Source organism: Marvinbryantia formatexigens DSM 14469 (genome assembly GCF_025148285.1).
GTDB lineage: Bacteria > Bacillota > Clostridia > Lachnospirales > Lachnospiraceae > Marvinbryantia > Marvinbryantia formatexigens.
In genome coordinates, this window is the sequence record NZ_CP102268.1 from 613509 (window position 1) to 639521 (window position 26013).

25 protein-coding genes and 3 pseudogenes are annotated in these 26013 nt (G+C 43.8%); 5 read left to right on the forward strand and 23 right to left on the reverse strand.

Annotated elements, in window-relative coordinates; translation table 11 throughout:
* Positions 1-8: 8 nt before the first annotated feature.
* The 3 genes from NQ534_RS03220 to NQ534_RS03230 form a co-directional block, all read right to left on the reverse strand.
* On the reverse strand, positions 9-2738 hold the full coding sequence (locus tag NQ534_RS03220) for a S8 family serine peptidase (protein ID WP_006864178.1): 2730 nt from the start codon (positions 2736-2738) through the stop codon (positions 9-11).
* A 170-nt stretch (positions 2739-2908) separates the two neighbouring features.
* The gene (locus NQ534_RS03225; RefSeq protein ID WP_006864176.1) at positions 2909-5326 is read right to left on the reverse strand and encodes an Ig-like domain-containing protein; all 2418 of its coding nucleotides are present in this window, start codon (positions 5324-5326) and stop codon (positions 2909-2911) included.
* A 140-nt stretch (positions 5327-5466) separates the two neighbouring features.
* On the reverse strand, positions 5467-5811 hold the full coding sequence (locus tag NQ534_RS03230) for a hypothetical protein (protein WP_006864175.1): 345 nt from the start codon (positions 5809-5811) through the stop codon (positions 5467-5469).
* Positions 5812-6162: 351 nt separating this feature from the next.
* Here NQ534_RS03230 and NQ534_RS03235 point away from each other — a divergent pair, with 351 nt between their 5' ends.
* On the forward strand, positions 6163-6468 hold the full coding sequence (locus tag NQ534_RS03235) for a helix-turn-helix domain-containing protein (protein WP_176944214.1): 306 nt from the start codon (positions 6163-6165) through the stop codon (positions 6466-6468).
* A gap of 125 nt (positions 6469-6593) precedes the next feature.
* Here NQ534_RS03235 and NQ534_RS03240 read toward each other — a convergent pair.
* From NQ534_RS03240 to NQ534_RS03250, 3 genes and pseudogenes are all read right to left on the reverse strand, one after another.
* Positions 6594-6698: pseudogene (locus NQ534_RS03240) on the reverse strand (sporulation transcriptional regulator SpoIIID); the annotation flags it as partial.
* Positions 6699-6773: 75 nt separating this feature from the next.
* Positions 6774-7283 carry a YkgJ family cysteine cluster protein gene (locus NQ534_RS03245; RefSeq protein WP_006864171.1) on the reverse strand — a complete coding sequence of 170 codons (510 nt, stop codon included), beginning with the start codon at positions 7281-7283 and terminating at the stop codon, positions 6774-6776.
* Positions 7284-7400: 117 nt separating this feature from the next.
* Positions 7401-7589 carry a hypothetical protein gene (locus NQ534_RS03250; RefSeq protein ID WP_006864170.1) on the reverse strand — a complete coding sequence of 63 codons (189 nt, stop codon included), beginning with the start codon at positions 7587-7589 and terminating at the stop codon, positions 7401-7403.
* 323 nt (positions 7590-7912) lie between these two features.
* Here NQ534_RS03250 and NQ534_RS03255 point away from each other — a divergent pair, with 323 nt between their 5' ends.
* On the forward strand, positions 7913-9175 hold the full coding sequence (locus NQ534_RS03255; RefSeq protein WP_260043174.1) for an IS110 family RNA-guided transposase: 1263 nt from the start codon (positions 7913-7915) through the stop codon (positions 9173-9175).
* A gap of 85 nt (positions 9176-9260) precedes the next feature.
* Here NQ534_RS03255 and NQ534_RS03260 read toward each other — a convergent pair whose 3' ends face one another.
* On the reverse strand, positions 9261-9479 hold the full coding sequence (locus NQ534_RS03260; RefSeq protein WP_006862121.1) for a hypothetical protein: 219 nt from the start codon (positions 9477-9479) through the stop codon (positions 9261-9263).
* Positions 9469-9690: a hypothetical protein gene (locus NQ534_RS03265; protein ID WP_006862122.1), complete on the reverse strand. Its 222-nt coding sequence runs from the start codon at positions 9688-9690 to the stop codon at positions 9469-9471. The genes NQ534_RS03260 and NQ534_RS03265 overlap by 11 nt, the downstream gene beginning before the upstream one ends.
* A 317-nt stretch (positions 9691-10007) precedes the next feature.
* On the opposite strand from NQ534_RS03265, the gene NQ534_RS03270 reads away from it, so the two are divergent.
* Both NQ534_RS03270 and dapA read left to right on the forward strand, forming a co-directional pair.
* Positions 10008-10265, forward strand: coding sequence for a hypothetical protein (locus tag NQ534_RS03270; protein ID WP_006862123.1), 258 nt, complete (start codon positions 10008-10010; stop codon positions 10263-10265).
* 331 nt (positions 10266-10596) lie between these two features.
* A complete protein-coding gene (gene dapA, locus NQ534_RS03275; protein WP_040783443.1) occupies positions 10597-11559 on the forward strand; it encodes a 4-hydroxy-tetrahydrodipicolinate synthase in 963 nt (320 codons plus the stop codon).
* Between the two features lie 635 nt (positions 11560-12194).
* Here dapA and NQ534_RS03280 read toward each other — a convergent pair.
* From NQ534_RS03280 to NQ534_RS03295, 4 genes and pseudogenes are all read right to left on the reverse strand, one after another.
* Positions 12195-12953 carry a class I SAM-dependent methyltransferase gene (locus tag NQ534_RS03280; protein ID WP_006862128.1) on the reverse strand — a complete coding sequence of 253 codons (759 nt, stop codon included), beginning with the start codon at positions 12951-12953 and terminating at the stop codon, positions 12195-12197.
* 287 nt (positions 12954-13240) lie between these two features.
* Positions 13241-13842: pseudogene (locus tag NQ534_RS03285) on the reverse strand (GyrI-like domain-containing protein).
* Positions 13832-14476: an MmcQ/YjbR family DNA-binding protein gene (locus NQ534_RS21495; RefSeq protein ID WP_081455604.1), complete on the reverse strand. Its 645-nt coding sequence runs from the start codon at positions 14474-14476 to the stop codon at positions 13832-13834. The pseudogene NQ534_RS03285 and the gene NQ534_RS21495 overlap by 11 nt, the downstream one beginning before the upstream one ends.
* Before the next feature lie 161 nt (positions 14477-14637).
* Positions 14638-15576, reverse strand: a complete 939-nt coding sequence (locus tag NQ534_RS03295; RefSeq protein ID WP_040783391.1) for a helix-turn-helix transcriptional regulator — start codon at positions 15574-15576, stop codon at positions 14638-14640.
* Positions 15577-15850: 274 nt separating this feature from the next.
* Between NQ534_RS03295 and NQ534_RS03300 the strand changes: the two genes are divergently transcribed.
* Positions 15851-17014: an acyl-CoA--6-aminopenicillanic acid acyltransferase gene (locus NQ534_RS03300; protein ID WP_006862133.1), complete on the forward strand. Its 1164-nt coding sequence runs from the start codon at positions 15851-15853 to the stop codon at positions 17012-17014.
* A 170-nt stretch (positions 17015-17184) separates the two neighbouring features.
* On the opposite strand, the gene NQ534_RS03305 is transcribed toward NQ534_RS03300, so the two are convergent.
* From NQ534_RS03305 to NQ534_RS03350, 11 genes and pseudogenes are all read right to left on the reverse strand, one after another.
* Entirely contained in the window at positions 17185-17847 is a 663-nt protein-coding gene (locus tag NQ534_RS03305; protein WP_322790984.1) for a TipAS antibiotic-recognition domain-containing protein, read from the reverse strand.
* A 9-nt stretch (positions 17848-17856) separates the two neighbouring features.
* Positions 17857-18099, reverse strand: a pseudogene (locus NQ534_RS21955) (MerR family transcriptional regulator); the annotation flags it as partial.
* 216 nt (positions 18100-18315) lie between these two features.
* Positions 18316-18720: an ACT domain-containing protein gene (locus NQ534_RS03310; RefSeq protein ID WP_006862137.1), complete on the reverse strand. Its 405-nt coding sequence runs from the start codon at positions 18718-18720 to the stop codon at positions 18316-18318.
* A 109-nt stretch (positions 18721-18829) separates the two neighbouring features.
* Positions 18830-20143 carry a sensor histidine kinase gene (locus NQ534_RS03315; protein ID WP_143115777.1) on the reverse strand — a complete coding sequence of 438 codons (1314 nt, stop codon included), beginning with the start codon at positions 20141-20143 and terminating at the stop codon, positions 18830-18832.
* A gap of 14 nt (positions 20144-20157) precedes the next feature.
* On the reverse strand, positions 20158-20883 hold the full coding sequence (locus tag NQ534_RS03320) for a response regulator transcription factor (protein ID WP_040783450.1): 726 nt from the start codon (positions 20881-20883) through the stop codon (positions 20158-20160).
* 17 nt (positions 20884-20900) lie between these two features.
* A complete protein-coding gene (locus NQ534_RS03325; RefSeq protein WP_006862140.1) occupies positions 20901-21425 on the reverse strand; it encodes a UBA domain-containing protein in 525 nt (174 codons plus the stop codon).
* A 105-nt stretch (positions 21426-21530) separates the two neighbouring features.
* The gene (locus tag NQ534_RS03330; RefSeq protein WP_006862141.1) at positions 21531-22391 is read right to left on the reverse strand and encodes a YitT family protein; all 861 of its coding nucleotides are present in this window, start codon (positions 22389-22391) and stop codon (positions 21531-21533) included.
* Between the two features lie 36 nt (positions 22392-22427).
* Entirely contained in the window at positions 22428-23348 is a 921-nt protein-coding gene (locus NQ534_RS03335) for a ketopantoate reductase family protein (protein ID WP_006862142.1), read from the reverse strand.
* Positions 23349-23607: 259 nt separating this feature from the next.
* Positions 23608-24141 (reverse strand): cysteine hydrolase family protein, encoded by a 534-nt coding sequence (locus NQ534_RS03340; RefSeq protein WP_040783394.1) that lies wholly within the window; start codon positions 24139-24141, stop codon positions 23608-23610.
* Between the two features lie 104 nt (positions 24142-24245).
* Positions 24246-24593, reverse strand: a complete 348-nt coding sequence (locus tag NQ534_RS03345; protein ID WP_242655356.1) for an arsenate reductase family protein — start codon at positions 24591-24593, stop codon at positions 24246-24248.
* Positions 24594-24779: 186 nt separating this feature from the next.
* Positions 24780-25955 carry an MATE family efflux transporter gene (locus NQ534_RS03350; RefSeq protein WP_081455601.1) on the reverse strand — a complete coding sequence of 392 codons (1176 nt, stop codon included), beginning with the start codon at positions 25953-25955 and terminating at the stop codon, positions 24780-24782.
* Positions 25956-26013: the final 58 nt, after the last annotated feature.

Sequence of the window (26013 nt, forward strand, 5' to 3'; positions counted from 1 at the left end):
TCAATAGCTCACTCTTCCTCCATTTTAAGAATCAACTTAATATTTTCCCACTCTATATCACTTAGAATATCATACTGAATATTATCAAATTCTTCCGGAGTATATCTTGGCACATACCACGATTTAGCATTAAAATATTGCTGAAGATCTGCGGAATTAAACATTCTTCCATGTCTTGCATAAATTTCATTTCTGGCAATCCTTAAATCTCCTTCGCTCAGTCCTTCCAGTTGTTCCCTGGATATTACTACAGAATCGCTGTCCGGCAAAACGTATTCGGACGTTTCTGCCATATCTTTATACTCATTTTGTTTAGGTGAAGCTTCGTCATCCTTTATATCCACTGATTCTTCCGGTATATTCAACCATATATCAGATGGATTCATATTTGCCCCACCATTTGAAACCTGCGTATAAGTTCCATTGTAAACAGGATGATCTGTCAATATTACTGTATTCAGCTGATACGACAGTCCATAGCTTTCTCCTTCATTTCGAATCTCATAGCCAATTCCCGCATCATAAATTTCCCCCAGCGTTTCCAGAATATCCGAAGTTACATATCCATTTTCATCTCTATAAGGCTTTGTTACACGATACGCAATTCCGACAGCCTCCCCACTCTCATGGGATGTGTATAATGGAAGGCTGATAAAGGTATCTCCATTCATAAAGATTCCTTGATAGGCTGTAGCAGAAGTACTGTCATGGTCTGTAATTATATGGATAGGAATTGTTAGATTACTCTGATCATTTTCGTCTTCTTTTTTAGTTTCCGGCATTACATAACTTTGGTGTGTCTGTCCATCATACAAAAGTATCCATTCCCCGCCATAATCTACATCCTCATCAGAAAATATTATTCTTTTTTCATCCTCTGAGACACTCTCAGACGAACCGGCAGCGTCTATATGCGTATAATGTTCTCCGTCCCAGCCATCATAGACATACTCGTCCTCTAATTCCGGAATAACGCTTCTTTCAGCCAGACCATAATACTTGATCCATACATTCAGTGCTCCGCCTGCACTCCTGTTTTTAATCCTATTATCTTTAGTAATGTAATATGTGGAACGATACCCCACAGACTCATTGCTCTCTATCAGCGCCAACGGCTTTCCCTTCTGAAGCCCAAAAATGTCCACAATATTAACCGGTTCTCCCTCCTCATTAATCGAAATTAAGAGCTCTGGTTCCCCATCTCCCGCAAGATCTATGAGTCTATAATAAACGTTGTAGTAAAATCCTTGAAGCTGAAAATTCATAACCCCTTCATTAGCATATTTTGCCTGTTCCCATGAATTACGTGAAAACTGATTTTCTGCCAACATTTGATATTCTTCCAGAACCTCTCTATAACCTTCCAGGGAATCGGTTTGTTCAGACTCTTCCGTTTGTTCCTGTTCTAATACTTCTGAATCCATTTCATCGGCAGGTTCTTCCTCTTCATTGGAAAAGACCGGCATTCCCCATCCATAATACGGATCCCATCCTGTTTCACCCAAATCAACACAGTGCTCTTTCATAACTTCTTGTATCTCATATGAAGTCATATCTGGATTTTCCAGTTTTATCATTGCTGCAAGTGCAGTAATATGCGGTGTCGCCATAGACGTTCCATCCTTGGCATAGGTCATATCTCCTATTGCCTTTCCTCCAAAAAATCTTGGCATGCAGCTTACGATATTAACTCCCGGTGCCGCAAAATCAATACTGCTTCCCCAGTTTGAATCCCAAGCTTTTTGCAAATTGCTGTCCACTGAAGATACTACAATACATTTATCTAAATTCACAATAGAACAATCCTCAACTTCCCAGTTATCATTTCCTGCCGCGGCGACTACCGTACATCCTCGATTAATCGCATACAAAACGGCATTATCCACCGTTCGGCTGATTCCTTTCTGTCCCTTGTTCCCCAGGCTCAGATTAATAACCTGTGCGCCTTGATTAACCGCATATCGAATACCAAGACTTATCCTTAGCCAACTTCCCTTCCCATCTGCACCAAGTACCTTAACTGGCAAAATCATTACATTTAATCCCGGCGTACAGTCCACTATTGTCCCAGCCACATGAGTGCCATGTCCATTTTGATCATCCGGTATCATATCATTATCAACATAATCCATGCCATATGCCTCTATTCTTCCCGCAAGAAAGGCATGCTCGTATATCCCAGTATCCACAACGGCTACTGTAATACCCTCATTTGTCACATTTTTTACATGCCTTGCATAGTTATCTGCACCTATTCTACTTACACCCCAAGACATTGCCTCATAATCCCCGGTACTTTCCGAACCTGCTGCGTATTGATCTAATTCACAATATTCAATATTTATCAGATTCTGCAGTTGATTGTATGCGGCTTCTGTTGCTTCTCTGGTGGTAAACTGCATAACATACATGTCATCAGGACCCTGCACAACTATTTTTGCCCCATATGTGGTAAGATCTAGTTTTTCTCCCGTTCCCTGCACAATAAGTCGTCTTGAATAATAGGGAATCGATAACGCATCCTTTTCCAACCTTTTTCCATCATATTTTTTGATAAGATTTGCAATCTCTGAAGAAAATTCATCAAACTCACTCCTTTCCAATACAGTAGTAGCCCCCATATAAGGTTCTTCTTCATATCGTCCACTTCCACTAAAGTGATTGAAAATGCCATATCCAATGCCTATAGCAAAAGCCATCAGCACTAACATTATCCATAATTTTTTTACCTTTTTCATTTTGCACCCACTCTCCCTATGTTAAATTTCCCCAAAAAACAATGTAGCAGCATTGTTTTTCGGGGAAAGCACTCCCAGTTGTCTCATATGATTGCATCTGAAGCTTTACTTTTTTCTTTATTTTTGCTCTTTCTTAGATTTTCCTGCACCATCAGATTTCTTGACCCGCATTAATATACCCTTACCTTACATTTCACCTTCTTATTTCCACAAGTTACGGTAATTACAGCACTTCCCTTCTTTTTAGCAGTGATTTTTCCTGTAGAAGAAACTGTCGCCACTTTTTTGTTTGATGTTTTATATGTAATCTTTTGAGTACAAGTAATAGGTGATATCACGGGTTTTAATGTCCGTGAGGTTCCCCGCTTCATTTCCAGTGCAGTTCCAATTCCCATAATTTTAGATGGATTTACCGCTGTTTTCTGCACTTTTACCTTAATCTGCACATTTTTACCGCTGGCCAGTGCAACTGTAACCGTCGCGGTTCCCGTTTTCTTTTGTGCTATAATTTTCCCACTATTTGTTACCTTTACAATTCCTAAATTACTGGATTTCCATGATGTCACATAATCTCCTTGAGCCAGACTACTAATCTTTACCTTTGAAGTAGATTGATTCACTTTCAACGTTATCTGCGATGCCGTCACCTTTACCGTAGGAGTTAATTTTGCAATATCAGCATATTCTTTTCTGTGACATCTTGTACATATACGATACTGGTTTCCTTTTTCAAGAACAGTAGCCTGTTTTGACGTTACCCACACTCCAATATGTCCATTTCTCTGACAGGTTATCTCTGGATCCTCTTGCACTTTCACAATACAATTCGCCTTTACCCCGCTTCCATCTGCCGCCGTCGCAGTAATTGTTGCTGTTCCTGCACTTTTAGCTGATACAAAACCGCCATCCGACACAGTGGCTACCAATGGATTAGACGATTTCCAAAGTACAGCTTGGTTAACAGCATCTGACGGCCATACGTACGCAGTCAAACGTGCCCCGCAATACATCCCCAAAGTAAGGGAACTCTTATTCATAGTGATATTGTTAACAGATATTATATCGTTGAACGTAAGTATGTACTTCCCAGCAGCACTGTATATACTTCTGTCAATTTTAAGATAATATACTCCATCCGGCACATCTATATCACAGACTTTTGTCTGAGGTGATGTCTCGCTGCCGCCTACCGAATTGCTTAACAACGTTTTTGACAAATCAGAATTATATAATTTAATATAGCAAGAAGAAAAATAACTTGTCAGACGAATCTTATATTTTCTAGAACCAGAAATATAAATGCGATACCAGTCCTCTAAATCAGTCTCTGTCAAAGCTCCATTTACTGTTGATTCTGCTGAAAGATTCTGCGGTGAATCGTATGATATTGCATTTTCATCATTTGTTGTATATTTCTGAAACAAAGCATTCAGTTTGTATCGTCCTTTATTTCCATTTGGAGAAACTTGAAAATAATATGTTCCTTTTGACAAAACATAATTACTTTCTACTGTATTCGGAGAATTTTCTGTCCCATTAGATAATGACCAGTGCATACCTCCCACTTGCTTTAAATCCTGCGTATACAATTTATAAAGTACACTTGCATAACTCATTGCTTTAAAAGTAAGTTTGCCGTCCGCCGGCAATACTATCTTATACCAATGTTCGTGATCAGAATCTGTATGCCAATAACTGTCACTCCAGCTGCCGTTTATTGGCAAAGTTGCTGCATTATCATAGCCTCCTCTATCTGATTTCCATTGTGCATACACAGTTACGTTCTTTTCTTTCATTTTTGTACTGGAAGAAACTTTACTTCCGCCACTCTTTTCAGTATACCAACCTGTAAATGTGTATCCTTTCCTTGTAGGTATTGGCAATATTCCATAGGAATCGCCAGATTTCAACGTATAATACCCTATGGTACACGTTCCGCCATTGGCATCAAAGTTCAACTTATAGCTAGCAAAAGTTTTTTCCTCTTCCCAATCAGCACACAACACATGGTCATATATATTAGCTAATGAACCGTAAGATTCCGCTCTGTACAAATGTAAATACCACCCTTTAAATATATATCCACTTTTCGAAGGCTGATATAATTTCGGATAACAGTTTCGGGCGTCATCTTTCCAATTATAGATAACAGGAAAGCAGTCATAAACCTTTGTTTTATTCTCGTCCATCAATGTAACTGTAATAATATGAGAAACATACGCCTCTCCTTTTTCCATCGCTATGTGCCGTTGAATATGCAGTAGATCTGTAATATCCACTTTGTTGTCTGCATTAACATCCGCTGCTTTAAATGTCTTACCTTTTAAATACCAGTCAGGATGCTTCGCGTGCACTTCATCGGATTTTGCAGCCGCAATATGCTGTTGCAGCAATTCTGAATCTTTTCCATTAATAATTCCATCAAAATTAATATCTCCGAATTTAATGTACGGAGCATCTGAAGATGCTTGCACAACATTACTGTCTTCATAAATAAATGACACCCCTCCCAACAATAAAACCGCCACTAAAAGTTGACGCAATAATTTCCTCACTATCTTTTCCTCTCTTTCCATCTTGAGCAACATAAAATTCTGTTCCTATGCAACGCTAATTCTATTTTTCCCCTTTACCCCACACAACAATCCGCTTTGAATATTAAGAAAGAACCTCTTCCGAAAAATTGCGATTTCAAAGCCATTCGACATCAAAAATATCATTTTTGCGTTTACTCTTTCTCAAATTCTCCTACACCATCAAGATTCAGTCTATTTCCATCAATAGAAAATTCGTGCACCCCTCCAACATGCCACATATCCTGCCCCAAGCCAGCTTGAGACGGCATCTGAATTTCATTTTTACCTTCTGTGATTATCCATGTCCCATTTGCCGGACAGTTAGCATCAAAAATCCATGTCCCATCCTCATTAAAAATGAATTTGCTCGACCCCTCAACACTACTCCATGTTCCTATTATTTCTGATTTCCCCGTAGTCTTTCCACACGCTGTGAACAAACATATTCCTAAAATCATACCACATACTATCCATATCTTATGTTTTCTCAATTTCATTTTTACCTCACCTCAATAACCAATGTTATATATAATGTGTATTATATACGTTTCTATTTTCCATCTTCTACTTTCACATGCTCTTGTTATTATGAAATCCAAATAATATCATCAGCCTATAAATTGATTTTTATAATAAAATATCGCCTGTTCCATTTAATGCTCCACTTTTTTACATTTAGTTTCTGATCTTCTTCCCCCTTCTTCTACTATTTTTTTAACTTTTATATATTAACTATTCTTTTTTGAATTATATCATAGAAATTTCATTTGAGCAATATTTTTATTACATCTGAGTTCTATTTTCTTATTCTTTTGAACACTATAATAATTACAAAACGGAGGTATACTATGGATGTAATTAAACGGATTGATGATTTAATGAAAGAACGGCAATGGTCAGATTATAAATTAGCAGTAGAATCCGGTTTATCCTCTTCTACTATTGCAAATATCCACCGTAGAAATACGGTTCCGTCAATCTCTACTCTAGAAGCTATTTGTTCTGCTTTCGGAATAACATTAGCACAATTTTTTTCTGATAACAGTTCCACTGTTCAACTGAACAGTGAACAGTTAGATTTATTTAGTCGCTGGATCAGTTTAACTGAGAACCAAAAAAGATTAATTTATGATTTGATTAAAGAAATGAAATAGACAAATAATTTTAACATATTAAAAGAAGGAGCCATCACTGATATGCCCCTTCTTGCTTTCATATTATTATCATCGTATTATTGTATTATTCACATACATCATTCTATTTTAACCTCATATTCCTTTGATTTTGATACCTCGAATTTCTTCGCTGCCTGCCGCACGGTAGCGTTGGTATCAATAATATAGTGCGCAATTTTTATCGCGCGCTCTTCAATATATTCCTTCAAGGAAAATTTTCCGGGACACTGTTTCTACAATTATCCTGCACTTTTTAAATTTTTCCTAAGGGTTTCACTTCGTACTTAACGTCTGTATCTCCACCCGTATTCCTTTTTCAGCCTCTCATAAATCTCAAACGCAACTGGACAGACTTCGATTACATCCAGCACGCTGTAAAGACTTGACCATCTGTCCGGCTGATCCGTATACGGATATTTCTTGCAACTGTCCGGTCGGCAATCACCTAACTGACAGTTTCCATCTGCTCCCAGAAAATCACAGGGTATATTTTTTGTCTGATAGCCGTTTTCTCCGTCATCTTCCCCCAGATATTTTTCAAGAAACTGCTCTTTCGTAAGTCCCATATGCCGCGCATCCTGCTCAAGGTCAGTTTCCGGTATGCTTCCATTATACATCTTACAACAATTTCTGCATCTGCTACAGTCATATCCGGCAAACAACTCATTGTGCAGCCTGTGGAATTGTTCATCCAATTCTTTTTCCTCTGCATTTCCTTTCAGATAAGTACGAAATTCATAATTTTCATTTCTTTTTTTCTTCGCTTCAAATTTTACTTTTCTTGGTGCAATCATTTTCGTTCCCCTTTATATATTAATTCTCTTATAAATAAAAATGTCTGTTCTGTCTATCAATCAGTGGTAATCCATTATCCTGCTACTTTTTATTCTATATGGCTTATTATGAACCATTTATATATACGGCTGAATCAAAAACTCCGTCTGCTCCCCCACCTTTTTACTCGCCAGTTCAAAGAGATTCTCTTTTGTTGCAAACAGGTTCTTCGGATTTCTTCCGATAAGCAGATACTGATTTTCATCATCCTGCGAAATATATTTTCTTGTATCATCATCTAATAAAATATCTGCATTATCAACCACTATCAGTTTCCCCTTTGTCTGGCATAAAAATCTCCATTCCGCCGCCTTTCAGTTGGCGGCACAAATAGTAATGAAAGTCTTCCAATTCCCCACGTTGCTGATAAAATAATTGTTAAAGAAGCTATACTACAAAGCACGGGGAGGTAAGTTGTAAAGGCTTTCTTCCGTTTTAGACAGCATAAAAATCAGTGTAAGTTTCATCTTTCAAGCACAAATAAGTGGCTCTGTCAGACCGTACAGTAAGAATTGTTTTAACTTCTCTGTTAAATGTGTGGTGGAACAGTCAATGGCTTCTTTATCTCATTCTGAAAGGAGTTCTGACCATGAAAGTTGTTTACCAAACCTGCTGTGGCGTCGATGTTCACAAATCTTTTCTCGTTGCCACAATCATCAAAACCTCTTCCGGTATAGAACCTTCTTATCAAAAGAAGCGTTTCTCTACCTTCAACAATTCTATCCTGCAATTCAAAGACTGGCTTATGAAAAACCAGTGCCGGGATGTCTGCATGGAATCTACCGGTAAATACTGGGTTCCTGTATTCAACCTTTTAGAGGACGAAATCAATGTCACCATTGCCAATCCCAAATGGGTAAAAGCAGTCAAAGGCAATAAGGATGATACAAAAGATTCCAGGTGGATTGGGGATTTATTCCGGTTAGGCCTGGTTCCGGGAAGCTATATCCCCTGTAAACCAATCCGTATCCTGCGTGAATTTACAAGATACCGTTACAAACTGACTTCCTGCCGTACCAGCGAAAAGAACAGATACCAGAATGCGCTTACTGTCTGCAATGTCGCATTAGATTCGGTTGTTTCCGATATCTTTGGGAAATCAGCTGCATCTGTTATTGATTACCTGATCGGGCAATCCGACAATTCCATCAACCACGAAGAAATCGCCTCCAGACTCCTCCGTTCCCTAAAGAAGAAGTCTGACAGTGTCATTGAATCCATCGAAGGGTACCAGATGACTGACTCCCAAAAATACCGCATGCGCCTCGTCCGCGCACATCTGGATTATATCACATCCACGATAAATGATATAGACACTATGCTTGATTCTTTGGTTACACCGTATGAAAATGCTGTCCAGTTACTGTGTACCATTCCGGGTGTTGACCGTAACAGTGCAGTCACTGTTATCTCCGAGACTGGTACCGATATGGCTCCGTTTTCCAGTTCCAAACGCTTATGCTGCTGGGCGGGATTAACTCCCGGAAGCAATGAATCTGCTGGTAAGAAGAAGTCTGTCAGAATAACACGTGCCGGTGTCTACCTCAAACCTGCATTGGTACAAGTTGCCCATGCAGCCGTGAAATCTGATAAATCTCCTTATTACAAACAGAAGTATGAACGCATCAGGAAGCGCCGTGGTAAAAAACGTGCCATCATTGCTATCGCCCGGATGATTCTCACTGCTGTCTACCAGATGCTGTCTACTGGTGAAGCGTGGAACCCGACCGACCTATACAAGGTTGATATGCCTGAACCTCTAAAAGAAAAACAGAAGGAAAAGGCTATCAAACAGGCTAAGAAACTACTTATCAGCGAAGGGATAATTTCCGAATCGCAATTAGCTTCTTAACACTTTATCTCAATACATTTTTTCAATTGCTGCCATAAGACAGCTTATTAAAGTGCGCCATTTATCGGCTGTCCTCTACTTTCTTTCACAGTATCTCCTTTATATTTTTCTGATAATCAAAATAATCCAGACAGAGAATTTCCGGATTTATTGCCATACATTCTTTTATAAAAGAAAACGCCGCAGTCTTCCCCGTCCCGGAATCTCCCATCAAAAGCGTTATATTATTGGTAAATGTAAAATTTACCACAAAAGAGGTATGCACTGTGGAAAAGTGCTCCATAACAACCGGTCTACTCTTCATTTTCCCACCATTCCTTTAACTTTTCATAATCATCAAATCTTGAACGGATTTTATATTTACCAAGAAGCTTCGAATCATCTATCTTCTCAATAAACTGTGCCGCTCTCTCATCCAGTTTTCCTGCTGTATTCTGGTTGAAAAATATATCATTTAATTCTATATACTCTTTATCCTGAGGTATATCCCTTTTGCTCTTGAAAATAGTAATCATGCCAATACCTCCAGTCCGGTTTTTCCTGTCAAATCAAACAATCATTTTACAGCCAGCTGTTCTATATTGTCCATAAAAATATTTTAGACAATATCCGTTCACCTGCCTTCTGTGTTACATTTTAACCGATTTTTATTTACAACTCAATAAGCAATAGAAAAAGACCGGAATCTCTGCCTTTGTTCTCTTCCGCTCTTCACATCTTTGCTTTTCAAATCTTAACGATATCTGAATGCACGCCGGCACTTCATTAACGCACTCTTTAAAATAAGTATGCTATAATTCGTCACAACAATTAAGGAGGAGGTATCAGAAGTATGGATACAACTGTTCCGGATGTCCATCCGGGCTTTAAAAGGAAGATTATCATTTACAAAAATACAAAGCCCTCCGAGCCGGAGGTATACGAAAGCATCCGCCATTATTGCCGGGAGCACGGGAAAAAATACCGGAAAATAAGCCGGAAAAATCCGCTGAAATATCAGATTGACGGCACCATATACAGTCTGGATATCCGTATGAATACCCCGGACGACCCGTCCGATGGATGGATGATTTGCTGTATAAGCAGCTAAGGCAGTTTCCGGGCAATAACTTCTTCCGCGGCTCGCGATGAATTTACTATATAAGCAGCGAAAACAGTTTCCGGGCAACAGCTTCTGCCGCGGCTCACGACGGATTTACTATATACGCAGCGAAAGCAGTTTCCAGGCAATAGCTTCTGCCGCGGCTCACGACAGATTTACTATATAAGCAGCTAAGGCAGTTTCCGGGCAATAACTTCTGCCGCGGCTCACGACAGATTTACCATATACGCAACTAATACAATTTGAGGCTAAGAACTTCTTCCGCCCCTTACGGCGGATGTCACATAAAAAAGCAGACATATCTGCAGAAAGGATTTTTATGAAAAAGGTTATTTTTAAGGGCGTCGGTACCGCCATGATTACACCCATGCACGAGGATGGGAGCATCAATTATCCGATGTTCCGGGAATTATTGAATATGCAGGTCAGCAACCATGCCGACGCGGTTATCATCGCCGGAACTACCGGCGAGGGTTCTACACTTACCGATGAAGAGCACATAGAGCTTGTGAGATATGCGGTAAAAGAAATCAACGGTCAAATTCCGGTTATCGCCGGAGCCGGAAGCAATAATACCGCTCACGCAGTCCGGCTTTCCAGAGAATGTGAGCGTGCAGGCGCAGACGGGCTGCTCCATGTGACGCCATACTACAACAAAGCGTCGCAGGAGGGGCTTTACCTCCATTTTAAGGCATGCGCCGAAGCCACCAGTCTGCCGGTTATTTTATACAACGTTCCTTCCCGGACCGGTGTAAACATCTATCCCGCCACCTACAAGCGTCTGAGCGCGATAGACAACATCGTAGCCTGCAAAGAAGCAAGCGGAAATTTTTCCCAGATCGCAAAAATTGCAGCACTCTGCAAGGATGATTTAACCATTTATTCCGGCAATGACGACCAGATTACTTCTGCCCTGGCGCTTGGCGGAAAGGGTGTGATATCCGTTTTGGCGAATATCTGTCCAAAGGAAACACACGATATCTGTCAATCCTACTTTGACGGAAATTCCGAAAGAAGCGACAGTCTGCAGCTTAAATATCTGAATCTGATTGAAGCACTGTTTCTGGACGTCAATCCCATTCCCGTAAAACAGGCGATGCGGGTTATGGGCTATGAGGTCGGACATTGCCGTCTGCCATTATGTGACATGGACCCCGTAAATGCAGAAAAGCTTTACCGCACTTTGAAGCATTACAGACTGGTGGATTCCAGTCTGAGGGCCGGTTCCGTAGCCATAAACATGACGCCGCATACGGGTACGGTTCTCCACGGAAATGTATAACAACTAATCCGGCAGACATCACCTACGGGACCTTCCACCGGCAGCCCCTTCAGATACATGGCCACTAAAAAATGTCCACTGGACGTTTTTATCGTATGCATGGCAACAAAAACGGCAGCCCGCATTTTTCAGGCAGGCTGCCGCATTTCAAGGATTTCCCCAAACCGTTTTACTGACTTTTTCTTTCAAACCACCAGATCCATGCCACAACAGCAATCACTATGACAAACATCAGTCCTGCTACTATGTGCATTCCCATAGATATCCCTCCTTGTCTCCGGATAAAATCTGAAGCGTGTTGAGAATATCCTGGTGGTTACAAATAATTCGCGCGGCAGATAATCAGCCATCCGGATTTTTCCGGAAACAGCAGCCAGTTCAAGTATAAGCAGCAGGAGAACAATCCCTATGTAATTTACGCCGGAATGTCTGGTTTTCGCAGTCCAACAGCGCATCGCCGTTCCTCCTGTTCTGGTGTTTCTCCAGATATTATTATACATAGAAAGGTTCTGTACGGCAAGGATTTTTTCTACATTATCCCGTGAGCGTGAACACTGTGTATAACTGTTCACTCCGTTCACAGTAACCTTTTTATCTTTGAACAATTTGGGAAAAAAGGTTATCCACAACCACGTTTATTCTTTTTGGGCAATCAAACAATACCAGTCTGCCACATCCGGATCAACATTTTCAAGAAACGCCGGATGACACATAACCTCCATTTTCCGATATCCCATAGATTGCAGTTTTTCCAGCAAACGTGATCTTTTTATCGGGAAATAGTGTTCCTCAAAATGCTCTTTCTGAAATATCTGCCGGTTCTTTTCAAACAAATAAAGCAGATGAAATGTCATGGACTGATCCATATTGTAATCCCACACCTGCAGAAAATTAATTCTGATATCGCCGTCAAACACCGGATCATAGAGATAAAAACGCTTCCGCTCTTCCAAAATCTTATCCCAGTTGCGCATATCAAAATAAAGGTATCCATGCCTTTTTACCAGGGCATCCATTTGTTCAAGCACCATTTCCGCTTCTTCATTTGTCACATATGGAATGGAATTCCCAGTGCTTGCCACACAATCATATGCTTCATGAAAATGCTGATCCAGCTTCCGGAAATCACTTACCCTCAGATCAATTTCCAGATTTCTCTCACACGCCTTTTCTTCACATTTTTTTAACATTGCACTGCTCAGATCTGAGCCGGAAAGCCGGATGCCAAGCTCTGCCGCCGGAAGCGTCAGATTGCCCGTTCCAATGCTGACATCCAGCATCGTATGTATCTTTTTTCCATCAAAAACCTTTTCCCAGTGCCGCTTAATTGCCCCATGCCTGTTCTCATTTTCCAGAAGGTCATAGATATCTGGTCTTTCGTATAAATCCGACACGTCAATTTTCTCCCTGTTTTCCTTTATTTATCAACTTTCCTGAGGTCTGTATTTCAGACTTCTTCTCCGCTTGCTTTCTCCGAAAACCGCCCGAACCATACCGCTACTTTTCCCCTGAATTTCATGTTTCCCCTCCTTCGCACATTTTTCTGCCCTCGGACCCGTTCCAATGCCTTTTTTCTTTGTGATACATTTTATCATAGGCACTGTTAAAAATCACTTCTTATTTGTACGATATCCGCCATTTAAGCATCCATCTCCTGTTTCTTCCCTAATTACAGCAAGCCTTACATTATCTTCTTAACAGGATGCCGTATCACCGTACGCAGCTTTTCTTTTGCAGTCCTCCTTGGGTCACTCAGATAAATTTCATGATGAAACCGGGATGATGATATATCTGTTACATATCCTTTTTCACAGATAAAATCCTCCATCCGCCCGATCGTTGCCGGCTCATCATCATATCCTCCGATATGCATACATTGCACACAAAGCCCCTCTTTATATGTGAAAAATTGTACTTTGGAAAAATCCTGCTGTTTTTTTGCAGTCGCCTCCCGGATTGCCCAGTCAAATTCCTCTTTTGATACAAACTCCGGCAAACGAATCATGGAAATCCATTCAAAAGTCTCTTTCTGACTGTAGTCAAGTCCCGAATGCCCAGGCTGCCACCACAGTCCCTCCAGAGGCGGCACCACATAAGGAAAATATCCTGCTATTTTATGTGTGCCCTTATAACTCATTTTAATAGTAAACGCAACTCCGTACAGCAGCCCTATCGATTCCTTATACGCACCATCCGGCACATTGGGATTCCCGCTTCCCCGCACTGCAATATAGTTCATTTCCGGTATTTCCACATATACTCTTTCTTGTAATCAAATGCCATGTTTTTTGTCACTCCTCAGATTATTTATGCGATTTTCTATGCTTTTCTGAAATGCATTCTCTGAAAGCTGCGGATCCTTCGTTTCCTGCCATATGCTGCACGGAAGAATATCACATTCTGCACAATTCACCATTCTCTTCTTCCGGACGGCACACGCATAAATGGGACACGGCTTTCCTTCCGGCGCATGAAACACCCTGCCCTGCAGCTCATTGCAGCCCTGACACATCGTTCCATAGTATCCGCAGGCGGCACATTCTGTCCCACAGCAGCTCAGTCCGAGAATTTCCCTCTGTTTCTTTTTACTGAAACCGGAAAGCACCAGCCGGTAGGACTTATCCAGCATCCCCTTCAGCAGCTCATCCGGTACTTCACCATCCGGCTTTATGGAGTTCCAATGCAGCTTATCAGAATAATACCCAGGTATAATATCCTCATACTGTGTTCTGAAAAATTCTCCCTCCGCAGGCTCCAGTTTCAGATTGATATAATAAGGCTTTCCATCTGCGCCCAGGCAGATTGCCGCAAACATCTTTCCGCCGACATGATAACGTATCCAGTTCCATGTCTCCTGCAAATCTTTTGTAACGCCACGCTTCTGCAACAAATAAGTGTCCATCCATTCATATCTCATAATGTTCTCCCTTCCTGCTTCCGGGCATTTTCCCTCCCGCATCAGCAGTCTCATATTATTTTTGTGTCCACGCCTGCATCGATAATCTCATATGCTTTTAGTGTCCCCGCCTGCATCAGTAATCTCATATGCTTTTAGTGTCTCCGCCTGCATCGGTAAGCTCATATGCTTTTAGTGTCTCCGCCTGCATCGGTAAGCTCATATGCTTTTAGTGTCTTCTCCAGCGCTTCACACAGTTGTGTCCGCAGCTCCTGCGGCTCCAGCAGCACTGCCTTATCCCGAAAAGACAAAAGCCATGTGATGAGATTTTCCGCATCCGTGTAATCCGCCTTAAAAAGCAGTCTTCCATCCTGCTGCACCGTGAAGCAATCCGTGCCAAACTCTTCCACCAGACGCCATTTGCACTCCGGCGCAAACAGAGCTTTCACACGTATCCCGCCCGGAAAAATGCGCTCATTCCGCAAATCCGGCACAGGCACCGACCTTTTTTCAAATGTATTTTCTGTCACCTGCAGCTCTTCCATCCGGTTCAACTTAAACAATCTGTAATCTCTGCGTTGCCCGCACCATCCCCACACATACCAGCTCGACCATTGGAAAATCAGATAATACGGCTCAATTCGCCTCCTGCTCTCCCCTCCGGAGGAATAATACTTAAATTCTATTTCCAGGCAGCAATCTATGGCGTTGCGTATCTGCTCAATCTTCGGCGCAAGAGAAACCTTATACCAGGATGAAAGATTAATCAGTATCGACTGATTTCCCGTCATAAAATCCGAAGCTCCCGCGGACAGCTTATCCATCAGCCTTTTGTAATGATTCGTTCCATGAATACTGTCCAGACTGCGAAGTCCCGCCAGAATATCCCGCATCTCTGCACTTGTCAGAAGCGCACGGTCCACCCTGTAATTTTCCATAATGGAAATCCCGCCATTTATTCCCTGCTTTGTCACAATCGGAATCCCTGCCCTGCACAGACTGTCGATATCCCGGCTGATTGTTCTTCTGGATACCTCAAACTGTTCCGCGAGTTCCGGTGCCGTCACAGATTCTTTTTGTAACAAAATAGATAAAATTCCAATTAACCGGTCAATCTTCATCTCTATCTCCTGTTCCCTGCCAGTATAACACCCCAAACCTGTCATCTGTGTGTCCTGTTTTTTCAAATTATACCACAAAATCTGACACTCCGTTCAGGTCTTTGCACTTAACTGTTAAAACGGTGAAAAATGATACAAAAGAAGACTTGACAAAAATTTTTTATTCTTTTACTCTTTTCTCAGAGTTGCCGGCAGCTCTCCAGCATCAATCAAAACCCCGCTGCAAGCACGACACCTGACTCGTTGCTCGCGGAAAAAAAGGAGAGCAATTTTTATGTATCATCACATATTTTCGTGGAATCACTACGATATTGGTTTTCAATGGGGTTCCCTGCTGGCTGCAAACAGCAATTTTATTTTAGAAAACATCCCTTTTCCACTTGACGGGGAGCGCACAGGCTTTTCCGAAAAGTGTCTGCCTCTTTATAAGCAGTATTTTCCGGAAATTCTGGAAGAAATCCAGGGCATTGCCGATGGGCAGAGCTGCGCGGCATCCAAAATACATGCCTTTTTATTCAGTATGTACGCCTTACCGCCGGCATGTCATTGTTCCTGTTTTGCGGTATCTGCCAAAAGACAGATTCTTTTGGGAAGAAACAGTGATTTTCTTACAATGCTTGAAGAGACAAACCGAAATGTCATATATGATTTTGAGACAGGTTCATATGCCTTTACAGGAAATACTACCGCCTTTGTTCAGATGGAAGATGGCATCAACGAAAAAGGACTTGCAGTCGGACTGACTTCTGTTTTCCCCCGTATGATAAAACCGGGATTGAATGCCGGAATGCTGCTGAGATACTTTCTGGAAAAATGCACCTGCACAGAACATGCACTGGAAGAGCTGAAGCGCCTTCCTGTCAGCTCTGCGCAGACCATTATTTTCGCGGATATCTCCGGCAATATCGCATTAGCAGAATGTGATGCCCGGCAGATTGTTATCACGCGCTCATCCGCTGACGCTCCTTATGTATGCGCCACAAATTGTTTTCATGCTGATGTACTGCGGACGCCGTCTGATATATTTCCGTCGGCTACCTATTCCAGTACATTGTCGTCAGACCTGCAATATGATGCACCATTTCCCGGTGTGCAGTCCGGTATATTTCCACCGGCTACCCGTTCCGGTACATCCGCGCCAGGCAGTTACAACGGCGCCGGGATGAATTCTCCAATTTCTTTTCCGGACGACTGGAAAGCAGAGTTGCGCTATCAGACCCTTACCCGTACTTTGTCACATAATGCGGACAACTTCACTCTCCGGGATGGTATGGACCTGTTATCCGGGAAAAAGGGATTTCTCTGCCAGTATGACCGGAAATCCGGCAGAGATACCGTATGGTCTGTCCTTTATGATTTGAGTAACCATAATATTTACCGCGCAGAGGGAAATCCGCCAGAACAGCCTTACCGGGAAGACGACTGTTTTATTTTCTGAACCCGTTTCCGGATACAATGGCATCTATCCTGAATTTCCATGTACGCCACCAGGATACCGTACGGCATCCGCACCCAGGCACTGCACGGATATCACATTCTAATAATGGCAGTAATTTTGTCCGGCTATACTTTCCGCGACAAAATTACTGCCAGCAGCTTTTTCCATAGTTACATCTTTTTATAAAATTCTCCGACAGCCGCCGCAAAAAAATCCGCGGTTCCAGCGCCATATTGTTTGTCCAGCGCCGTCCTCGCCTGTTCATTTGTCTGATAAAGCGCTGCCAAATCCTTCACGATTGCCTCTGCGTCTTTTATCTGGTACAGTTGTCTGGAAACGAAATCATATTCTCCAATGATTTCTTTAACCGGAAAGCCGGAAGGTTCCTCTCCCCGCTTATCCGCAAGCTTCTTCATCACCGCGTCCAGGCGCTTCTGATATGCCGCAAAGATATCCGGGTTTGTCGGCTGCGCTCCTTCCAGTACCTGCTCCTTACTTCCATACCACTCCACCAGCTTCTGGAAATTTTTCTGAGCCTGTTCTCCGGACGCATTTTTCACAAACATTTTGTGAAATTCTGCTTCCTGCTCTGCCGCATCCTTCCCCATCATTTTCGCATCACTCATTTTAGATGTTGCGCCGCCGTTTGCCGCAATGTAGTTTCCCATAAACTGTTTTTTCTGCTCATCCGATAGATTTCCCATAACAGCCCGATAAAGCTGCTCTATGTCCTCCTGGTTAAATACTGCAAAATCCATCCTGTTCTCTCCTTTCAAAATATCGTCTATTGTAAAAATCAGACGCTCCAGGCGCTCTTTTTTCTGTTCCAGCATTTTTCGCTGTCCCAGCAAGATCTGATTTCTGTCAAGAGCAGGATTTTCCATAATGGACTTAATTTCCCGGAGAGGCAAATCAAATTCCCGGAAAAACAGAATTTGCTGCAGTCTTTCCAGCGCTTTATCGTCATAAAGCCTGTAGCCGGCATCACTGATTGCCTATGGCTTCAGCAACCCGATTTCATCATACCAGTGAAGCGTGCGCACGCTGATACCGGTCAGCGCAGATACCTCTTTTACCGTTCTCATTTACTGTTCCTCCTGTCCCCGACATCATCAGAATAATCCATCACGTCACGTGAGAGTCAAGCACAAATTTACAGCCGCCAGAGAATTTTTATAAATCTTTTTCTAATCTGGCAGGAACAGTTTCCGCAGCCCGCCGCATATCACATACAATACGTGAATTCCCTTATATTTCAGACACTCTTACCATACGTGAATTCCCTTATATTTCAAGCACTCTTACAATACGTGAAATCCTTTGTATTTCAGACACTCTTCCACTTCTGCGGTATCATTTACATGAAGTACCATAATTGGACTTCCCTTTTCCCGGTCAAAGGACAGGTACAGATAATCTACGCTGATGTTGCTCTCATCCAGCGCCAGCAGCAGACGATTCAGATTACCAACCTCATCCGCCACCTCTATGCCCAGAACATCTGTTAACTTGCAAAGATATCCGGCTTCACACAAAGCTTTCATTGCCTCTTCCGGTTTGGATACCAGCATTCGAATAATGCCATACTCTGCACTGTCGTTTGTGACAGAACCAAGAATATTAATATCATTTTCGGCAAGTATCCCGGTAATTTTCTGCATCGTCCCTTTCTTATTTTCTGCAAAAATCGCAAGCTGATTTAACATAATTTTCTCCTCCGTTTATTCCCGGTCAGACATCACATTAACTTTTTGTGACAGGATGTCCGCCTAATTCCATATCATTCTAGCACTATATAACAGTAACTGTCAAATATCAGAGAATCACACGTATCCTTGTTCCAAGCTGCGTCCTTGACAGCACCTCAAAATGTCCATGATGCTTATCAATAATCCATTTCGCAATGGAAAGTCCCAGACCGGTTCCCTGGAAACGCCTCGCATCGTCCGCTCTGTAGAAGCGCTCGAACATCTGGGCAATGTCCTTTTCCGCCATGCCAATCCCCGCATCCTGCACCAGCAGATATACATGTCCGTCCCCGGTATAGCCGGTGCCAAGCAGAATTTCTTCCCCGTTTTCCGTATATTTTGCAGCGTTATCCACCAGAATCCGCACTGCCTGCTTCAGCATCGCCGCATCCGCCCGGATGATGATTTCTCCGTCTTCCATCCGGCAGCGGTACCTGTGATTCTCATCAATCATCAGTGATTCCTCATAAACTTCCCGCATCATATCATTAAGAGACACATTTTCCATAGTAAGCTTGTGCCTGCCGCTGTCGCCCCGCGCCAGGAACAGAAGCTGCTCAACCAGATGCTGCATGTGCTCCGATTCGTGGCTGATAGCCGTAATCGATTCATCCAGCACTTTTTCATCCTCCCTGCCCCACCGCGCCAGCATATTCGCGTATCCCTGAATCACTGCAATCGGTGTGCGCAGCTCATGAGACGCATCGTTTACAAACCTTGCCTGCTGCCGGTAGGAATCGCGCATCCTGATGAGAAGGTTGTTCATCGCCGCCTCTATTCCCTGCAGATCAGCGTCTCCAAAAGAAATCAGCTCTGCATCTTCCGGCTGCAGACTTGAAACCGCCTCTTCAATCTGCTGATATTTTTCTTCCGTAAACGTCATTTTGCTCAATTCGTCCGCTTTCAGGGCAATTTCATCAATCGGTGCAAGAATCCGGCGGATTTTCCGGCTCTCGCTGCCGTAAGAAAAAATCATTCCCATTACCTGGAAGAACAGAAGAACCAGCACCACCGTACCAATCACCTGCAATGCCGGATACAAAGCAAGCCTTAGCAGAACCCTTCCGCTTTCATCTGTCACCACATATGTCACATTCTGCAGATACTGTGTTTCTGCCAGCGTCCTCATATAATCCAGCCGAAGCTCTCCAAACCGCACCAGCTCCCGGTCAATTATCCATCCCACAAAAAGCAACACAAAAAGAAGCAGGTCCATTCCGGCATACAGACCGAGCTTCTTTCCAATCCATGACATGTGAATTTTTCTTGCAATGGAAGTCATCCGCTTCGTTTCCGTGTTACTTTTTGTCTTCTCTGCCCGTCCTGCCTCTTTCCGCCCGTGTTTCGCCTCTTTTTGTTTATGTTTCGAATTTTTCTGCATCTTACCCGCGTCCTTCATCCTCCGCATGCATCCGGCGCTTCCGATTTTATCACATATCCTACGCCGCGCACAGTCTGAATCATTTTAATCTGAAAAGCCTCGTCTATTTTGGCACGCAGAAAACGGATATAAACATCCACCACATTTGTTTCTCCCACATAATCATAGCCGCATACCCTGTTCAGCAAGACTTCCCGTGTAAGTACAATATCCTGGTTTTCCAGAAGTGTTTTCAGCATCTGGAATTCCCGGTTTGTCAGGATAATTTCTGTCCCGTCATATGTGACCTGGTGACGTTTTTCGGAAAGCTGCAGCCTGCCCCATCTGTACACGCCCGTTTCTTCTTCCTCCGGACGCCGCGCAGACCGCCGGGTGTCTCCGTGCAGCTTCAGCGCCACACGGATGCGCGCAAGCAGTTCCTCTATTGCAAACGGTTTTGTAATATAATCAACAGCTCCGGCATCCAGTCCCGCCACCTTGTCCATCACGGCATCCCGCGCTGTCAGCAGGATGACCGGCGTCGGTTTCTCCTGCTGCAGCCTCCGCAAAACCTCCAGACCATTCAGCCCCGGAAGCATGATATCCAGCAGAATCAGAGCGAAATCACCGGACAGCGCAATTTCCAGCGCCTCTCTTCCATTCACAGCCTTGCTGACAGTATAGCCCTCATGCACCAGCTCCAGCTCTACAAACCGCGCCAGCTTTTCTTCATCCTCAACCACCAGAATATGTGCTCCCATAATATCCCCTTTTTTCATTACAGTTTTTTAAATTCATCCTTCGCCTTATCCGCCATCTTGCTTGCCTGCTCCATCACCTTATTTGCTTCGTTGAGGTTATCCTTCCCCTCGAAGGAATACTGACACCCCAGAAACAGCCCGATGATAAGCGCCGGAACAAGAATCTGCCACATCAGCACCAGCGCAATCACTACCAGAACAATCGGCACACGGAGAATTTCTTTCTCCTTCCGTTTCACACAGAGGGAGTTGTCCAGACATTTGCGAATCACAATCCCGACCAGACGCCCAAGCTTGCGGAATATATTGTCATCGGCTTCCTTCTGCTCCTTTACCTTGTCCTTCACTGACACATATTGTGTCTGCTCCTCATAGCTGGTGGAGTATGTTTCCCTGGACGGACCCTGGGTCTTTCCGGATTTTTCCAGATAAACCATCGCATCCAGAAGATCCCAGTTGCTCGCCTCCAGCGCTTCCTTCGCCTCTTCATAAGTGACATTTGCGCGCGCCCTTAATTTTTCCACTTTTTCCAGTTGTTCCATATTCTTACCTTCCCTTTCCGAATGATTTTCCTGTTGATGGTAACTACTTTACCAGTGTTTTCTTAATCATTCTTTGAAGAAAGATTAAAAACGGATTAAAGCCGGTTATTCTGCCGGTTTCTGGTAAAATCTTCCGGAAAGCTGCTCCGTGCGGATAGAATTGACAAATGCGTGCGGGTCGGCTTCCTTGACCGCATTCATTACTTTCTTGGTTTCCGCGCAGGAAACAACGGAGTAAACCACGTTGCGCTCGCAGTGCCCATAAGAGCCTTCGCCCTCCAGAATCGTCGCACCGTGATGGCTCACCTGCGCAATCGCGTCGCTGATTTCCTGCGGCTTATTGGTAACGACAAACAGGGTCTGTCTCTGGTATTTCTTATACATGCTATGCAGAACCTGCGTGGACGTATACTGGAAAATGATAGAATACAGCGCCTTGTCCCATCCAAACAGCAGCCCCGCCGCAGAAAGAATCACAATGTTCAGTCCAAGCACAAGATTAAAGGATTCCATTCCTTTTTTCTCTGACAGGAAGATGGCAATAAAATCCGTTCCGCCCGTCGTCGCATTCATCGAGAAACATACGCTGATAACAAAACCATTTATCATGCCGCCGAAAATACTGATCAGCAGCAAATCATATGTGATTTTATAGCCCGGTACCAGGTCCGTGAAAATACCGGTAAGAAAAATCATCAGGCAGGAATACAGCGTAAATTTTTTTCCGATATAGCGGAAGCCTATGTACACCGGAAGGGCATTCAGCAGCACGTTCACCAGGGTATACGGAAGCTCCACATTCCAGAGCATCTGTGCTATCCGCTGCAGAAGAATCGTAAGCCCGGTCGCTCCGCCCGGATAAAGTCCCCCGGTACGTACAAAGGATTTAATATTCACTGCCATCAGCAAAGACATCAGGCAGATTACGACAATTCTCTTTCCATCTTCTTTTACATCAAATTTCATTACCGTTCCCTCTCATATTCTCTTTCATGTTCCATATTACAGTATGTTGCGTTCCCGCAATGCATCGGCAATCTTCTCATAGACCGGCATGGGAACTCCCCACTTTTGTCCCATACGCACCACTTCATATACCAGTCCGTCAATCTCAGAAGACTTTCCCTGCCGGATATCCCGCTGCATGGAGGTAGACGCTTCCGGCGTCAGACTGTCCAGAATGTCAAGATTTGTTTTTACAATATCCACATGAAAGGGGATTCCCATTGCTGTCGCCAGCGCATCAATCTCCCGTATCAAAGCCGCAAAGGTATCGCGGATTTCCCCTTCCTTCTGCATTTCTCCCGCCTTTGCATCGTAATACTGTCCACATGCCGCTGCCGGGGATACATAAGAAAATTTCTGAAGGGCATCCCGCCGGATATTATCAGACAGCACCGCCTCAATGCCGGAATCCTCCAGGTCTTTTTTCACATCTTCAAGCACCGGACGATACTGTGACGGCTCGCGCACACCAAAAACTACCCGGAAAATATTTCCGTTCTGCCAGAGACAGCCCGGTCGTTTAATCTCCGCCGCAATATAAATACAGCCGTCTGTTACAAGAAGCTGCGGCAGCTTTTCCTGCAGGCGTCCACCCGTTCCGTATATATTCAGTATCGGAATTACCACCGTTTCCGGTTTTGCCACTTTTTGAATGAAGGGCACCGTTTCTTCCAGAGAATAGCCCTTCACACAGACAAATATCACATCCGGCTGCTCATTGTAATGCTCCATATCCGCCGCTTTCACCGGACTGACTGTATAATTTCCTTTTCTGGTCGTCTCCATCTGAATTCCGTTTTTCTGCATCGCTTCCAGATGCGCGCCGCGCGCAATCAATGTTACATCCTTTCCCGCTTCGGTCATATAGGCGCCGATGCATCCGCCCGTTCCACCTGCACCAATCACTAAATATTTCATATATCCTCTCCTGTTTTCTTCCCGGCATTTTGGGTAATCTGTTTTATCATTCCGCCCGCAAAAGGATTGCAATATATATCCCCCGTAAGCATTTATGCAGCAAAAGAGTTGCAATATATATCCCCCGTAAGCATTTACGCAGCAAAAGAGTTGCAATATATATCCCCTGTGAGCATTTATGCAGCAAAATGGTTGCAATATATATCCACTTTGAGCATTTATACAGCAAAATACTGCGATAAGCAGCTCTGATAAGCATTTATGGCTTCACATAAATCTGGCACATTTTCATGGCTGCCAGCGCATTTTCGTGGCTCTGCGGCGTAACGCCCGCACAGCAGGATGCGTCGACTGTCACCTTTATTTCCGGAGCAAATGCTTTTGTCAGCATCGCGTTTGAAATCACACAAATATCTGTGCACAGTCCAATGATTTCCACCTCGGTAACGTCTGCATAACAGCCCTTTTCCCAGTCCAGAGCATATTCACTGGAACCAAATGTCTCTTTTTGATAAATCTTCATTTCCGACAGATTCACCGTCCCGCGAATCTGCTCGCAGAGCTCCCAGCCAGCCGTCCCCTTTATGCAGTGCGGCACCGGAAGATTTTTTCCTTCCTGGGTTTCCAGATAATTTTCTCCGTGCGTATCCATCGTGAATACAATCCGTTCTCTGTCCTTCTGATAGCTGCGTATTTTCTCCACCACAGCCGGTACAATCGCCTGCGCCTCTTTCGTGCCGAGCGCCCCGTCAATAAAATCCTTCTGCATATCCACTACCAGCAACATTTTCATTGTTATTTTCTCCTGTCTTTTCACGCGCAAAAAGCTCCCCACGGCTTTGCCGTGCAAGGAGCCCTTCCGGCGCCCTTGCCGGAAATCTTTGCATATGTTTTATGTTACAGTTTTTCTTCCCACTCCTTCTCCCGGAAGCCAAGCAAAACGCCGTCCTCCAGAACCACAAGCGGCCGTTTTACCAGCATCCCGTCGGAAGCAAGCAGGGCAAACTGTTCTTCCTCACTCATCGAAGCAAGCTTGTCCTTCAGCCCCAGCTCGCGGTACAGCATTCCGCTGGTATTGAAAAATTTCTTCAGCGGCTGTCCGCTTTTTTCATGCCACGCCTTTAATTCCTCCACCGTCGGATTTTCCTCTTTAATATGGCGGTCTGTGTATGCAATGCCGCGGGCATCCAGCCATTTTTTCGCCTTCTGGCAGGTACTGCATTTCGGATATTCAATAAACAGCATCTGTATCCCCTCCTTTGTGAAAACAGTATAACATGCAGCGCCTGTTTTTTCAATGGAAGTATGGGAATTTCCAGCCTCCGGCACCTGCTGCGGCGTGAAACTTATCCTGTGAGTCTGCGCCCTGAGAACAAATGAAAATCCACTTACCATTCCAGTCTACCGTCCAGATAATAAGTGGTAATCCACTTACTGTTTCAGCTCCCGATAGGTGTAGGCGATAACCGCCGCCGACATAAGGAAGGTCAGCACATCGGACACCGGCATGGAATAAAGTACGCCGTCCAGCCCGAAGAAAACCGGAAGCAGCAGAGCAAAGCCAACGCCGAATACCACCTCACGCACCATAGATAACATGGTGGACGCCAGCGCTTTGCCCAGCGACTGCAGATAGATAAAGGTTCCCTTGTTTACGCAGGCGAAAATCATCATGCACAGATATATGCGGAAGGCTTTGACCGCAAACTCCGTATAATATACGCTCTCATTTGCCGCGCCGAACAGCGCGATCAGCTGCCGCGGGAAAAATTCCACAATTATCAAGGCGACGGCGCCAACTGCCGCCTCGGAAACCAGCAACAAAGTAAAAAGATTTCTGGCACGGTCTTTTCTTCCCGCCCCGATATTGTAGCCAACGATGGGGATACACCCCGCCGCCATGCCGACTGCAATCGAAATGACAATCTGGAAGAACTTCATTACAATTCCCACAACTGCCATCGGAATCTGCGCGTACTGCGCCTGTCCGAAAATTTCATCCATCGCGCCGTATTTCTGTATCATATTGTTGATTGCCGCCATTGCTGCAACAAGTGATATCTGTGAAAGAAAGCTGCAGATACCAAGCGGAAGGTATCTCTTTGTAAGAGAGACATGTATTCCAAAGCTTTCTCTGGAAAGCTTCACCGCCTTCATGTGGCAAAGATACCATATGGAAAGCGCCGCGGTCAGCACCTGTCCCGTAACAGTTGCGACAGCCGCTCCCATCATTCCCCAGTGGAATCCGAAAATAAACAGCGGGTCGAGCACAATATTCACCGCAGCGCCCGCCAGCGTGGAAATCATGGCAAATTTCGGGCTGCCATCCGAGCGGATAATCGGATTCATCGCCTGCCCGAACATATAAAACGGCACGCCAAGGGTAATATAAAAGAAGTATTCCCGTGAATGATAAAAGGTTTCCTCATTTACCCTGCCGCCAAACAGTGTCAGAATCGGGTTCATAAACAGCAGATAGATAGCGGCAAGCAGCAGACCGGCTCCGTCTCCAGGAATGTATTCGATTTTTGTTCCATTTTTCTTCCTCCTCACATAAAAACAAAAAAATAATGTGTGGCAAACAGCCGGATTTACGCCGTTCGCCACACACTGTATCTTATATTATATGTGTTTTTCAAAAAATTTTCAAAGGACATTTTTCACA